Here is a 12,818-nt window from a genome sequence, read left to right on the forward strand (position 1 = left end):
GAAGCCCCCCTTGAGATGAGATTTCCCTTTGCTTTAAGCAAATAAGATCCCTCAGAGACGATGAGGTTGATAGGTCCGAAGTGGAAGCGTGGTGACACGTGGAGCTGACGGATACTAATGGATCGATGACTTATCTATCCTATAGATAGCTTTCGTGAAAAGATAGTTACTTTTTCATCATAGAATGTTTCCTTATCCAGTTTTGAGGGTTCACCTCAAACTTTATAATGATGTGGTGGTGAAGGCGAAGAGGTCACACCTGTTCCCATGCCGAACACAGCAGTTAAGCTCTTCAGCGCCGATGGTAGTCGGGTTTACCCCCGTGAGAGTAGGACGCCGCCACATTGTTTAAAATTTTTCATAATGGGTAGAATAATAGTATCTATTTATATTATGGGAGCAAAATTACATTTTCCCACACTATCGCGGGGTAGAGCAGTCTGGTAGCTCGTCGGGCTCATAACCCGGAGGTCACAGGTTCAAATCCTGTCCCCGCAACCAATTATTATCTATAAACATCCATAATAAATCAAAACAGTAGTACTACTGAAATGGTCCGGTAGTTCAGTTGGTTAGAATGCCTGCCTGTCACGCAGGAGGTCGCGGGTTCGAGTCCCGTCCGGACCGCCATTACTTAAAATTATACTTACAGCCTTAGGATGCTTTCCTAAGGCTTTTATTATGGAATTTTTTATTCTCTCTCTAGATTGGTATAATAGAGATAAGAGCTTTATATAGAGAGGGATAACAAATGGATGAGTTTTCATTTATAAAATCGATCAAACCTGGTTTTTATAGACAGTCGTCATTAATCAAAGGGATCAATGATGATGCTGCAGTTATTCGGCCTACAGGCGAAGATATAGTTACCGCAGTCGATACGATGGTGGAGGGTGTTCATTTTTCTAAAGAAACGATGCAGCCTTATCATGTAGGTCATCGTGTGTTGGCAGCTAATATTAGTGATTTAGCTGCAATGGGCAGTACACCTGCTTTTTTTATGGTGAGCCTGACTATTCCTTCCTCATGGAATCAAGAGGAGTTAGAAGAGTTGTATGAAGGAATGAAACAGCTGGCTCATTTGTATAAAATGGATCTTATCGGAGGGGATACGGTTTCTGGAAGTGAGCTTTCCGTTACGGTTACCGTTATTGGTACTGTACCAAAAGGAAAGGCTAGATATCGTTCTGCTGCGAAGCCTGATGATGTTCTATTTGTGACTGGGACGTTAGGTGATGCCCGTGCCGGTCTTGAATGGTTATTAAATGGAGAGCCAAAAGTAGATGAAGATGTGGCATATCTTGTGAAGAGACACCGGACGCCTTCCCCTAGAGTGGAGTTCGCTCAAAGTCTTGTTTCTCTTTCTCGATTGACTCTTAATGATGTGAGCGATGGGATAGCTAATGAAGCGAATGAAATTGCGGAAGCATCTGACGTCGATTTACTAATAGATGCTGGTAAACTCCCTTTTTCAAAAGCGGTTTTTCGGAAGCATCCGGAAAGATTTGAGGAATGGATGTTTTCAGGAGGAGAAGATTTTGAACTGTTGGGGACTGTTTCTGAGGAAGATTGGCCCTTGGTTGAGAAAGCGGCTAGAAATATAGGTTTGCCTGTAACTAGGATTGGTGAAGTAGCAATAAAAAGGGAAGTATCTCCGAAAGTATGGATTCGTAGGGATGAACACATGGAAGTATTGGGTCCATCGGGTTATACGCACTTGAAGGAAAAGGGTGAGTGAATGGCTACATTTGAATGGAGAAGTTTTTCCACGGATGAAACGCAGGCGTTTGCTGAAAAACTTGGCCAACGTTTACAATCCGGCGATCTCCTGACATTGGAAGGGGACCTGGGGGCAGGAAAAACAACGTTCACGAAAGGGCTTGGGAAAGGTCTGGGAGTCAAACGGACGATTAACAGCCCGACATTTACAATTATGAAAGAATATAAGGGAAGGGTTCCTTTTTATCATATGGATGTTTATCGGCTCGAGGAAAGTGATGAAGATCTCGGGTTTGATGAATATTTTGAGGGCGATGGAGTAACAGTCGTGGAATGGGCGCAATTCATCGAAGATTTCTTACCAGAGGAGCGTCTGGAAATTACGATTCGCTACATCGATGACTCGACCCGCTTATTTGTGTTGGAGGCGACCTCTATATATTTTGAGGAGCTATGTAAGGAGATTTTAGGATGAATATACTGGCTATTGATACATCGAATTATGTGATGGGAGTGGCGGTTCTGAAAGAGGGAGCTGTCGCAGGGGAGTATGTGACGAATATTAAAAAAAATCATTCCATACGCTTGATGCCTGCGATTGATCAAGTGATGAAAGAAACAGGGACAAAACCTGAAGATTTAGATCGGATTGCAGTGGCCCACGGGCCTGGCTCCTATACAGGGGTACGAATCGGTTTGACCACAGCCAAGACGATGGCATGGTCGCTCGGAATTCCGGTTGTTGGGGTGTCAAGTCTGGAAGCTGTAGCGAGACAAGGTGCATTTTTCCCCGGGTATGTGTGTCCTTTTTTCGATGCGAGGCGAGGACTCGTCTATACTGGCCTCTACCGAGCAGATATGACGATCGAAAAAGCAGAGCAGAACATTTTGATGAAAGACTGGTTGAATCAATTAAAAGACCTTGGTGAACCAATTCTTTTTTTGAGTCAAGATCTTAAGGTGCATGAAGAACAAATCAAGGATATTCTCGGTGAGCAGGCTGTGTTACCAAATGCTCCATACCAATACGCGCGGCCGTCCATTATCGCTTCCTCAGCACAAGAACTCGAACCCGGTCCTCTTCATGAACTCGTACCAAACTACTTGCGCCTTCCTGAAGCAGAAGCCAAGTGGTTGGAGCAACAGGAGAAAAAGTAAGATGGCTACAATCAGAAGAATGACATCAGAGGACGTCCAGGCTGTGGTGGGCGTGGAAAAGGCCTCCTTTGCTGTTCCATGGACAGAGGAGACGTTCCAAAAGGAAATGGATGATAACCCTTATGCTTATTATTATGTTGTAGAAAAAGAAGGGGAAATCATCGGATATTGTGGTTTATGGTTGATTATTGATGAAGCGCATGTAACGAATATAGCGATTCATCCAAATCATCGTGGTAACAAGTATGGCGAAAGGTTGTTCCGCCATACATGCCAGGAAGCGATCGCCCATGGTGCAATTCAGCTATCGCTTGAAGTGAGAGTTTCAAATACAGCCGCGCAGCATATGTACCGGAAGTTCGGGCTGATACCTGGAGGCATTCGAAAAAGGTATTATACGGACAATGGTGAAGATGCGTTAGTGATGTGGGTGGGATTAAAATGAAGGAAAATCAGTATGTTTTGGCAATTGAAACGAGCTGTGATGAAACAGCTGTAGCGATCGTGAAAAATGAGACAGAGCTTGTGACAAATATCGTCGCATCACAAATAGAAAGCCATAAAAGATTCGGGGGTGTCGTCCCAGAGATTGCATCAAGACATCACATTGAACAAATGACGATTACTTTAGAAGAGGCTTTAAGTGATGCAGGTATGACGCTCGACGATATGGATGCGATCACTGTAACAGAAGGTCCAGGTCTTGTAGGTGCTTTGCTTGTCGGTGTGAACGCAGCAAAATCGATTGCATTTTCAAAGGATAAGCCACTCGTCGGTGTTCATCATATTGCAGGACACATTTATGCGAACCGACTAGAAAAGGAATTTGAATTTCCATTGCTTTCTCTTGTGGTATCTGGTGGGCATACAGAACTTGTCCTCATGCGGGAACACGGTTCTTTTGAAATAATCGGGGAAACGAGAGATGATGCAGCAGGGGAAGCTTATGATAAAGTAGCACGTACCTTGAAGCTTCCGTATCCAGGGGGCCCTCAAATCGACCGTTTAGCCCAAGAAGGAGAAGAGACGATTGATTTTCCTCGAGCTTGGTTGGAAGACGGTTCCTATGATTTCAGCTTCAGCGGGTTGAAATCAGCGGTCATTAACCGACTTCATAAAGCGAAACAAAGAGACGAATATTTGAAACCAGAAGATGTCGCTGCAAGTTTCCAGGCAAGTGTCGTGGATGTGTTATCGACAAAAGCCTATCGGGCTGCAGAAGAGTATGGAGTGAAGCAGATGATTGTCGCAGGAGGGGTAGCTGCGAATAAAGGTCTCAGAGCTGCTTTGAAGGAAAAATTTAAAGACAGTGAGACAGAACTGCTCATTCCTCCGCTACACCTGTGTACAGATAATGCAGCAATGATAGCAGCTGCAGGTGCAGTAGCTTTTAATCAAGGTCATCGAGCTGGTTGGGATTTGAATGCGAATCCAGGTTTGGATTTAGAGCTTTATGGCAGTAGAAAACATAATAGTAAATGAGCTCTCCTATAGGAAGGAGAGCTTTTTTCCTGTTGAAGAGCTTGTGTATAGAGAATAGGGAATATAGAGTGAGCAGTATTTATCCACATGTGTATAATCATACAGGGGATAAAAATTCCGTGGATAAGTAAAAATAGTAAAGAAAACGGTACCAAAAATGTGGATAAAATAGATTTTTAATGTGGATAATGTGTGTAACCCTGTTGAAAACTATAAATACGCGTGTGGAAGTGTTGAAAACTATGTGGATACTTAATTCCTGTTCATACACGTTTATACAACTGGAATAAAAAGGTGTACCAGGTCATCCAAAATATGGATGACCTGGTACACCTATTTTTGTCGGGTCTTTCAGGGCGCATGCGCTTTTACTTTATCCAGCTCCAGCGCCTACCCCCTCGAGGTCTTAAGTCAATCCTCTCTGTGACAAAGAACGTCACGGCGAGTTTTGTCTTAAGCTTGTCGGGGGTAAGCAAGGCGCTTGCGCTTTTACTTATTCATGCAGGGTTTCCCATTCTTCCATGAGGGTTTCCAGTTGCTTTTGTTTTTTCTTGTTGTCTTCTGTGAGTTCGAGAGACTTCTCATGATCCTGATAGATTTCAGGATTGCAGAGGAGCTCTTCATTTTCTTCTAGTTTTAATTCCAGGTTTTCGATTTCTTCTTCAATTTCAGCAATGCGGCGTTTTTTCTTCCTTTCTTCGCTCTTTGCTGCTTTATCTTCTTCAAAGCTATTCTTCTTGTGGGCTTCTTCTTCTTTCGGTTCGTTTTTCAAGCGTTCAGCTTCTTCGATTTGCTGTAATTCATATTCTTCCTGCTTTTTATCCACATAGTAGTCATAGTCACCGAGGAAGAGGCGTGTTTCTTCCGGATTCATCTCAACGACTTGTGTGGCAATTTTATTGATAAAATAACGGTCATGCGAAACGAAGAGTAATGTACCAGGGTAATCGACAAGTGCTGCTTCTAACACTTCTTTACTGTCTAAGTCGAGATGGTTCGTCGGTTCATCCAGGATTAAGAAATTCGCTTCTTGCATCATCAACTTCGCAAGGGATAGCCGTGCTTTTTCCCCGCCACTGAGGGCAGAGACAGGTTTTAATACGTCTTCTCCAGAAAAAAGGAAGTTGCCGAGGATGGTGCGGATATCTTTTTCATTTTTCATCGGATATTCGTCCCACAGCTCATTCAATACGTTTTTTTGGAATTCAGTTTGGTTTGCTCCTGGTCGTAGTAACCGATTTGCACATTGGTTCCAAGCATTTTATCTCCTTTAGATGCTTCCAGGTCTCCGATGATTGTTTTTAATAACGTGGTTTTTCCGACACCATTAGGTCCGACAAGAGCGACAGAATCGCCGCGGTTCAGATCGAGCGAAAGGTTGTCGAATAAGAATTCATTACTGTCATTATAGCGAAAAGCATAATTCCGCAATTTCAACACATCATTGCCACTTCGTTTCGCTATTTGAAAACTGAATTTTGCAGATTGATTATCATCTTTAGGCTTTTCGAGCTTGTCCATTTTCTCAAGTTGCTTTCGCCTGCTTTGTGCACGCTTACTTGTGGTCGCACGAACAATGTTCTTTTGAATGAAATCTTCCATTCGTTTGATTTCTTCCTGTTGTTTCTCAAAACGCTTTAACTCTTGTTCATAGTCCGCTTCTTTCTTTTTCAGATAATCGCTATAATTTCCGTGGTACTTCTTCGATGACTGGAAAGCAATCTCGTACACGGTGTTGACAATTTTGTCTAAGAAATAGCGGTCGTGAGAGACGATGACTACGGCACCCTGATAGCCTTGTAAATAGTTTTCCAACCAGCCTAGTGTATCAATGTCCAGATGGTTGGTAGGCTCATCGAGAATCAAGATATCAGGACTTGTTAAAAGGAGTTTTCCGAGAGCAAGGCGTGTCTTCTGTCCGCCACTCAAGGACGTAATAGGGGTATCCCAGCTGAAGTTCTTGAAGTTCAATCCGTTCAAAACGGCACGAATATCCGCTTCATATTGATAACCACCAGCCGTTTTGAAATACTCTTGTTTCCGATCATAGTCTGCAAGTAGCTGCTGGTAACGCTTTGGGTCCTCAAGTAAATCAGGATCTGCCATTTGCATTTCCATTGTACGCAACTCTTTTTCCAGCTCTTTCAAATGGGTGAAGACTTTCTCCATCTCGTTCCAAATCGTCTCCTCCGATTGCAGTCCTGTATTTTGAGCGAGATAACCCATCGTGGTTTCTTTCGGTTTGAAAATGTCACCAGAGTCGTGGCTCATTTCTCCGGCCATCATTTTGAGCAAGGTCGATTTTCCTGCTCCATTTCGACCGACGATGGCAATCCGGTCATTCATTTGTATTTCCAGTTTGATATTCGATAAAATCAACTCGGCGCCAAAACGCTTCGTCAATTGATTCAGTTGCATGAGAATCATGTCGTTTCACCTCGATAAAATCAGTGTATCTTATAGGCGCATCCACTAGCAACAGAAGGCACCTTAAGTATGTGAAAACTTTAACGACTTCTGTTTGATTTTTTGGTAGAATAGGAGTAGTGTTTCAATCAGTACAAGAACGACTTTTTCACAAAAGGTATAGACGACATACCTGTAAATATGAAGTGCAGGCTGGAAATGGAAGCGCTCGCGAGAGCATCCGCTCCAGCCTTGTCGATTTAAGATAAGTATAAAGCCGTAGATAAAAGCATGGTCATCGGTCCGACCAACCTGGTGGACAAGTTGGAAAATCGGGGACTATCGAGGAAAAGACCGGTAAAGGAGTCAGATGCTATGGATATGGAACAAGCGAAGATCCCACAGGCGACAGCCAAGCGTTTGCCGTTGTATTATCGCTTTTTGAATAACTTGCACAGCCAGGGGAAATTACGCGTCTCTTCCAAAGAATTGAGTGAGGCGGTCAAGGTCGATTCAGCTACCATCCGTCGGGATTTTTCTTATTTCGGGGCACTTGGAAAGAAAGGGTACGGGTACAATGTGGAGTATTTGTTATCTTTTTTCCGGAAAACGCTCGACCAGGATGAGACGACGCGTGTGGCTTTAATTGGTGTCGGTAATTTAGGTACAGCTTTTTTGAACTATAATTTTACGAAAAACAACAATACAAAAATAGAAATCGCCTTTGATGCTAACCAGGAGCGGGTGGGTACCGAGGTAGGGGGCGTCCGTGTGGAACACATCGACCAACTCGAGGAAAAAATCGGTGACCTTTCTGTCGCGATTCTTACTGTTCCTGCATCTGCTGCGCAAGGGATTACCGATCGACTGGTGGAGGCGGGAGTTTCAGGCATTTTGAACTTCACGCCGGCGAGAATCAATGTACCTTCTCATATCCGTGTCCACCACATTGATCTTGCGATTGAATTGCAGGCACTCGTTTATTTCTTAAAGCATTATCCGTTGAATGAACCAGAAACGGAAGAAGATCAATAAAAAGAGGATGTCACCGCGACATCCTCTTTTATGTGGAATCCCTTATGTTTCCCTGTTGTCTTTCCGGGACAATAATTTGCTGTGGAAAATCAACTATTTCATCTCCTGAGGAAAAATTTCAAATGGACGTTTTAATTTATAAGAAAGTCCTGCCAAGAGTGCGGAAAGGTAGGAAGATGATTAAGCAGCATTATAGGTGGTATAGTAAATAATAGTTCGTGTATCGAAGGAAATGGAGGTGTCCTGATGAGTAAACTACCCAATAAATGGCTGGTTGTCGTCTCCGTGTTGTTCGGAACGTTCACCGTCATTTTGAACAACAGTATGCTGAATCCAATATTGCCACGTTTTATCGAAATATTTGAATCCAATGCGGTGGCAGTCGGCTGGATACTGACGATTTTTATGGTCGCAATGGGAATGACAATGCCACTTACCGGTTATTTCGGTGATCGGTTTGGAAAAAAGAAAGTGTACCTCGTCGGCTTGTGCATTTTCCTCCTTGGTTCGGCGCTTGGTTTCTTCTCAAGTACCCTTGGAATGGTGATTTTATCAAGGGCAATTCAAGGGATGGCCGGCGGATTGATGATGCCGATTGCGATGGCACTTATTTTTAATTCGTTTCCCCGTCATGAAAGAGGACTTGCCGTAGGTGTTTATGGGGTAGCCGCCATGGTGGCACCTGCAATCGGCCCGACGATTGGAGGATTCCTGATTCAGTATGTGGACTGGCCCTGGCTATTTGCTTTCAACATCCCGTTCGGATTGACAGGTCTCCTTTTATCCTCCAAATTTTTAGAAAGAACAGAGACAGACCCAACGAAGCGGTTCGATCTGATCGGATTTCTTATCATTACATCAGGTATCGGCGCAGTACTTTTCGCATTGGGAAGAGGGAGGACATTAGAAACATTAGTCGACCCATTAAATATTACCCTGATAGTCGGAGGTTTGACTGCTGTCATCTTGTTTGTTTTTTATGAGAACAAACAGGAAGATCCACTGCTCAACTTATCGGTGTTCAAAGTGCCTACTTACTCGGTTTCTATTCTTGTCACATCAGCGGCATCGATCGGTTTGTTTTCAGGAATCTTCCTCTTGCCATTGCTGATTCAAAATGTATACGGACTGAATGAAGTGATGACAGGGCTATTATTCTTACCAGCAGCGGCTGCGAGTGGCATATTCATGTCTATCGGTGGAAGGCTTCTTGATAAGAAGGGGCCGAAATACGTGGTGCCACCCGGGCTTACGATCATGGCTTCAGCAACACTAGGACTCAGCTTTTTGCAGCTATCTACCCCTTACTGGCTGATTTTACTTTTGAATACAGTTAGAGGTCTCGGCATGGGGATGGGGAACATGCCTGCAACAACATCAGGGATGAACAGTATTCCCGAACATCTCGTCGCTCAAGGATCGGCGATGAACAATATTATCAGGCAAATCTCTTCATCTCTAGGTATTGTATTTTTCTCCATTTATTACGAAGTGAGAAGAGCACAAGTGTCAGCCAGCCCTGATATCGATATGCAGGCGGCCACATTGCAGACATTGAATGAAGCATTTCTCGTATCAGCTATTATCCTCCTCATCGCAATCCCTTTCTCCTTTATATTAAAAGGAGTACCAGATGATAAGGAAGAAGCGAAAAAGCAGACATAAAAAAGCGCAGATCCTGACGAAAGGATCTGCGTTTCAATTATGGTCTTAAGTAAGAAAGTCCTCAATAACAAAGCATGACCCGAGGAGTCTTGGCATAAGCTTGTCGGGATGACCAAACTGCCCCTGATCTATTCTTTGAATTTCACTTTTTCTTGGCATTCTTTATCTTGTTATGCAGGTTATAAAGCCGAATGGCAACGGCAATGTTGAATGTAGCAACGATGGCCAGGATAACCGTCATTGCATTCCAAACGGTTTCCTCAGCGGCTTGGGCTGCGATGTAGGTGAAAGCTATGCCCATCGCCAAATAAAGAAAGGCCATGAATAATGGTGATGTTTTCATAATTATAAAAAGCCTCCAATGAATATGGTCTCCAATTGTTCCTGCATTCGACGGATATCTTCTTCTGATAGAAAGTACTGGGTGGCGACAACAAACGAGTTCATCGCCATATGAGCCACGATTGGTGTAATAATTCGTTTTGTTTTGACATAAAGGAAGGCGAAAACGACTCCCATGGAGAAGTAGACTAACATGTGACTGAAATCAAAATGGAAGGCTCCGAATACGAGAGCAGAAACAAGCACCGCCAGCAAGAAGTTTGTCCGTTTGTAAATGGATCCGAAGATGATTTTACGGAAAATGATTTCCTCTGTAATCGGTGCAAAGATGACCGGTAGCAAAATGAACAATGGGGATTCACGCGCAATTTCCATCAGCCCCATCGTATTTTCAGATCCTGGTGGAATGCCGAAGACTTGATTTTCAATGGTAGCAGCAATCCCTTGAGCGAAAAGGGCTAAGAAAACACCGGCAATCGACCAGAGCACGACTTTTCCGGGACCTGCTTTGTCACTGCGGGCCATTTCATCTTTCATGTCCGGTTTCAACATATATAGAATAATGATGGTTGCGATTGTAAAACTGAACACAGACCAAACCGCAATAGCATCGAAGCGGGGCATACCCGCCGCCACCAATAAAGGGGTTGCAATCAAAGCGGAAAGTTGTGCGGCAATGTACGTCACGATGATATACCAATAATGCTTTGGCATAGAGGCACGACTCCTTTTTCTATACTTATTTAGTTTAGGTGTGGGTAGGCACCTTTATAAGCATCAATATACATACTTTATGTATTCTATCACAGTTTCAAAACCCGACGTAAGGAATAAGGGTCAGTGTACGAATTTTGTCGAAAAAGAAGTACAAAAATTCTATAGTTTCTACTTGAAAAACACTAGGGAATTGATTATTATAATAATTGTGTTAGCACTCACTAATGGCGAGTGCTAATAAACGACAAAATTTGAAACAACCATATCAAGGAGGGTGTCCTAATTGTTAAAGCCACTTGGTGATCGTATTGTAATCGAACTAGTTGAAGAAGAACAAACTACTGCGAGCGGAATCGTACTTCCAGACTCGGCGAAAGAAAAGCCTTTAGAAGGTAAAGTCGTTGCTGTCGGTACAGGCCGCATCACAGATAACGGTGAAAAAGTTGCACTGGAAGTCGCTCAAGGCGACCGCGTGATCTATTCGAAATTTGCCGGAACAGAAGTGAAGTATGAAGGTAACGAATATTTGATCCTTCGCGAATCTGATGTACTAGCTGTCATTCAGTAGTCATTGTCTCTACAAAAATACTTATATAGATACGATTTTAATGAGGAGGGCATTTTAAATGGCTAAAGAAATTAAATTTAGTGAAGACGCACGCCGCTCCATGCTGCGTGGTGTTGATACATTAGCAGATGCTGTAAAAGTAACACTAGGACCTAAAGGGCGTAACGTAGTTCTTGATAAGAAATTCGGTTCTCCACTAATCACAAATGATGGTGTGACAATCGCTAAAGAAATCGAACTGGAAGATCACTTCGAAAACATGGGTGCACAACTTGTTTCTGAAGTAGCTTCTAAAACAAACGATGTCGCTGGTGACGGTACGACTACGGCAACCGTTCTTGCCCAAGCGATGATCCGTGAAGGTCTTAAAAACGTAACATCTGGTGCAAACCCGGTTGGTATCCGTCGTGGTATTGAAAAAGCAACAGCTCTAGCAACAGAAGAGCTACGCAAAATCTCCAAGCCGATTGAAGGCCGTGAGTCCATTTCTCAGGTTGCTTCCATCTCTGCTTCTGACAATGAAGTAGGTCAGCTGATCGCTGAAGCTATGGAGCGCGTTGGTAACGACGGCGTTATTACAATCGAAGAATCTAAAGGTTTCAACACAGAACTAGAAGTGGTTGAAGGTATGCAGTTCGACCGCGGCTATGCTTCTCCTTACATGGTTACAGACCAGGATAAGATGGAAGCAGTTCTTGAAGATCCTTATATCTTGATCACAGATAAGAAAATCAACAACATCCAGGAAGTTCTTCCTGTCCTTGAGCAAGTGGTACAGCAATCCAAGCCACTTCTATTGATCTCTGAAGACGTTGAAGGCGAAGCGCTAGCAACACTTGTTGTGAACAAACTTCGTGGTACGTTCAACGCGGTAGCAGTCAAAGCACCAGGGTTCGGTGACCGTCGTAAAGCGATGCTAGAAGATATCGCAACAATGACAGGTGCTCAAGTAATTACAGAAGATCTTGGACTTGAGCTGAAGAATACAACAATCGACCAGCTTGGACGCGCGTCTAAAGCAGTCATCACAAAAGAAAACACGACAATCGTCGAAGGTGCCGGAAGCCCTGAGCAGATCTCTTCCCGTGTTGCTCAAATCCGTGCTCAATCAGAAGAAACTTCTTCTGAATTCGACAAAGAAAAACTACAAGAGCGCCTAGCGAAGCTTTCTGGCGGCGTTGCTGTCATCAAAGTCGGAGCAGCGACTGAAACAGAATTGAAAGAGCGTAAACTACGTATCGAAGACGCACTGAACTCTACACGAGCAGCAGTAGAAGAAGGCATCGTCGCTGGTGGTGGTACAGCTCTAGTCAATATTATCAACGCTGTTAAAGGTCTTGACCTGCAAGACGACGAAGCAACAGGTGCAAGCATCGTTCTTCGCGCACTAGAAGAGCCAGTTCGCCAGATCGTTCATAATGCAGGTCTAGAAGGATCCATCATCGTTGAGCGTCTGAAAGGCGAAGAAGTCGGTATTGGCTTCAACGCAGCGTCCGGCGAATGGGTGAACATGGTTGAACAAGGTATCGTTGACCCTACAAAAGTTACACGTTCTGCGCTTCAAAACGCAGCTTCCGTAGCCGCTATGTTCTTGACGACTGAAGCGGTAGTCGCTGATCTTCCTGAAGAAGATAACGCTGGCGGCGGCATGCCTGACATGGGTGGCATGGGCGGAATGGGCGGCATGATGTAATTATCAGCCCCAAAACCCTGATATAATGGGGTT

The 12,818-nt window shown here is 43.8% G+C and carries 11 protein-coding genes, 2 tRNA genes, 2 rRNA genes and 1 pseudogene; 13 read left to right on the forward strand and 3 right to left on the reverse strand.

The window, feature by feature from the left end:
* The 9 genes from BMZ58_RS18775 to tsaD all read left to right on the forward strand — a co-directional run.
* Positions 1–138: ribosomal RNA gene (locus tag BMZ58_RS18775) — 23S ribosomal RNA — on the forward strand; the annotation flags it as partial.
* Between the two features lie 93 nt (positions 139–231).
* Positions 232–345, forward strand: a 5S ribosomal RNA gene (gene rrf / locus BMZ58_RS18780).
* Between the two features lie 79 nt (positions 346–424).
* A tRNA-Met gene (locus tag BMZ58_RS18785) sits at positions 425–501 on the forward strand.
* 52 nt (positions 502–553) lie between these two features.
* Positions 554–630, forward strand: a tRNA-Asp gene (locus BMZ58_RS18790).
* A gap of 121 nt (positions 631–751) precedes the next feature.
* Positions 752–1,738 carry a thiamine-phosphate kinase gene (gene thiL, locus BMZ58_RS18795; RefSeq protein ID WP_075038077.1) on the forward strand — a complete coding sequence of 329 codons (987 nt, stop codon included), beginning with the start codon at positions 752–754 and terminating at the stop codon, positions 1,736–1,738.
* Positions 1,739–2,194 (forward strand): tRNA (adenosine(37)-N6)-threonylcarbamoyltransferase complex ATPase subunit type 1 TsaE, encoded by a 456-nt coding sequence (gene tsaE, locus BMZ58_RS18800; protein ID WP_075038078.1) that lies wholly within the window; start codon positions 1,739–1,741, stop codon positions 2,192–2,194. It abuts the gene before it with no gap.
* Positions 2,191–2,877 carry a tRNA (adenosine(37)-N6)-threonylcarbamoyltransferase complex dimerization subunit type 1 TsaB gene (gene tsaB / locus BMZ58_RS18805; RefSeq protein ID WP_075038079.1) on the forward strand — a complete coding sequence of 229 codons (687 nt, stop codon included), beginning with the start codon at positions 2,191–2,193 and terminating at the stop codon, positions 2,875–2,877. The genes tsaE and tsaB overlap by 4 nt, the downstream gene beginning before the upstream one ends.
* Position 2,878: 1 nt before the next feature.
* Positions 2,879–3,322: a ribosomal protein S18-alanine N-acetyltransferase gene (gene rimI, locus BMZ58_RS18810; RefSeq protein ID WP_075038080.1), complete on the forward strand. Its 444-nt coding sequence runs from the start codon at positions 2,879–2,881 to the stop codon at positions 3,320–3,322.
* Positions 3,319–4,359, forward strand: a complete 1,041-nt coding sequence (tsaD, locus tag BMZ58_RS18815) for a tRNA (adenosine(37)-N6)-threonylcarbamoyltransferase complex transferase subunit TsaD (RefSeq protein ID WP_075038081.1) — start codon at positions 3,319–3,321, stop codon at positions 4,357–4,359. Before rimI ends, tsaD begins: the two co-directional genes overlap by 4 nt.
* A gap of 493 nt (positions 4,360–4,852) precedes the next feature.
* On the opposite strand, the pseudogene BMZ58_RS21670 reads toward tsaD, so the two are convergent.
* A pseudogene (locus tag BMZ58_RS21670) lies at positions 4,853–6,786 on the reverse strand (ABC-F family ATP-binding cassette domain-containing protein).
* 354 nt (positions 6,787–7,140) lie between these two features.
* On the opposite strand from BMZ58_RS21670, the gene BMZ58_RS18825 reads away from it, so the two are divergent.
* Positions 7,141–7,800 carry a redox-sensing transcriptional repressor Rex gene (locus tag BMZ58_RS18825; protein ID WP_075038082.1) on the forward strand — a complete coding sequence of 220 codons (660 nt, stop codon included), beginning with the start codon at positions 7,141–7,143 and terminating at the stop codon, positions 7,798–7,800.
* A gap of 246 nt (positions 7,801–8,046) precedes the next feature.
* Positions 8,047–9,465, forward strand: a complete 1,419-nt coding sequence (locus tag BMZ58_RS18830; protein ID WP_075038083.1) for an MDR family MFS transporter — start codon at positions 8,047–8,049, stop codon at positions 9,463–9,465.
* A gap of 142 nt (positions 9,466–9,607) precedes the next feature.
* Here BMZ58_RS18830 and BMZ58_RS18835 read toward each other — a convergent pair whose 3' ends face one another.
* Together BMZ58_RS18835 and BMZ58_RS18840 are read right to left on the reverse strand one after the other, a co-directional pair.
* Positions 9,608–9,808, reverse strand: coding sequence for a YdiK family protein (locus BMZ58_RS18835; protein ID WP_075038084.1), 201 nt, complete (start codon positions 9,806–9,808; stop codon positions 9,608–9,610).
* Between the two features lie 2 nt (positions 9,809–9,810).
* Entirely contained in the window at positions 9,811–10,521 is a 711-nt protein-coding gene (locus BMZ58_RS18840) for a CPBP family intramembrane glutamic endopeptidase (protein WP_075038085.1), read from the reverse strand.
* 286 nt (positions 10,522–10,807) lie between these two features.
* Between BMZ58_RS18840 and groES the strand changes: the two genes are divergently transcribed.
* Positions 10,808–11,092: a co-chaperone GroES gene (gene groES, locus BMZ58_RS18845; protein WP_075038086.1), complete on the forward strand. Its 285-nt coding sequence runs from the start codon at positions 10,808–10,810 to the stop codon at positions 11,090–11,092.
* A 58-nt stretch (positions 11,093–11,150) separates the two neighbouring features.
* Entirely contained in the window at positions 11,151–12,785 is a 1,635-nt protein-coding gene (gene groL, locus BMZ58_RS18850; protein ID WP_075038087.1) for a chaperonin GroEL, read from the forward strand.
* Positions 12,786–12,818 lie beyond the last annotated feature (33 nt).

This window comes from Halobacillus dabanensis, from assembly GCF_900114165.1.
GTDB lineage: Bacteria > Bacillota > Bacilli > Bacillales > Halobacillaceae > Halobacillus > Halobacillus dabanensis.

Bases quoted from the DNA above. Each gene is read 5' to 3' on its own strand.
- thiL (WP_075038077.1), top strand. From the start codon at position 752: ATGGATGAGTTTTCATTTATAAAATCGATCAAACCTGGTTTTTATAGA.
- tsaE (WP_075038078.1), top strand. From the start codon at position 1,739: ATGGCTACATTTGAATGGAGAAGTTTTTCCACGGATGAAACGCAGGCG.
- tsaB (WP_075038079.1), top strand. From the start codon at position 2,191: ATGAATATACTGGCTATTGATACATCGAATTATGTGATGGGAGTGGCG.
- rimI (WP_075038080.1), top strand. From the start codon at position 2,879: ATGGCTACAATCAGAAGAATGACATCAGAGGACGTCCAGGCTGTGGTG.
- tsaD (WP_075038081.1), top strand. From the start codon at position 3,319: ATGAAGGAAAATCAGTATGTTTTGGCAATTGAAACGAGCTGTGATGAA.
- BMZ58_RS18825 (WP_075038082.1), top strand. From the start codon at position 7,141: ATGGATATGGAACAAGCGAAGATCCCACAGGCGACAGCCAAGCGTTTG.
- BMZ58_RS18830 (WP_075038083.1), top strand. From the start codon at position 8,047: ATGAGTAAACTACCCAATAAATGGCTGGTTGTCGTCTCCGTGTTGTTC.
- BMZ58_RS18835 (WP_075038084.1), bottom strand. From the start codon at position 9,808: ATGAAAACATCACCATTATTCATGGCCTTTCTTTATTTGGCGATGGGC.
- BMZ58_RS18840 (WP_075038085.1), bottom strand. From the start codon at position 10,521: ATGCCAAAGCATTATTGGTATATCATCGTGACGTACATTGCCGCACAA.
- groL (WP_075038087.1), top strand. From the start codon at position 11,151: ATGGCTAAAGAAATTAAATTTAGTGAAGACGCACGCCGCTCCATGCTG.